This is a genomic window from Endozoicomonas atrinae, from assembly GCF_001647025.1.
Lineage (GTDB): Bacteria > Pseudomonadota > Gammaproteobacteria > Pseudomonadales > Endozoicomonadaceae > Endozoicomonas > Endozoicomonas atrinae.
The window spans coordinates 1-396 of the sequence record NZ_LUKQ02000806.1; the positions used below are offsets into that span (position 1 = coordinate 1).

The 396-nt window shown below is 62.1% G+C and carries 1 protein-coding gene; it reads right to left on the reverse strand.

All coding sequences use genetic code 11. The features are described from left to right. On the reverse strand, positions 1-396 hold a 396-nt coding region (locus AK963_RS34535), incomplete at both ends, for a hypothetical protein (protein ID WP_175404811.1).

The window sequence follows — 396 nt, forward strand, 5'->3', positions numbered from 1 at the left end:
TCTGCTGGTAGAGCTCCTGGAACCTCGGCAGGTCTTTCAGTTGCTCATAGCCCAGTGCCATGATCTGGCTTTTGGCGTCCTCGGCACCGGCCCCGCCGATCATCAGGCCACCGGTTGCCCCGTAGCCAATGGCATGGCTGCCCTTGTCGATGGCACTGGCGTAGCCCTGCACCTTCCGGGCATCGTTCAACCCTTTCACTGCTGTCGCCGCACCCGATGCCTGAAGCCCTTTCATACCCAGTGCCGACAACCCTTTACTGGCCACACCACCGGGTATCATGGACGGTGCCAGAGAGCCAACCCCAGAGGCAAACTGGAGGCCAAAACCGGCAGCGGTACTGCCCTCGGTCAGCCCGAACCGGCCTTCGCCTTTCTTCTCGATCCCGAACCCCTGCA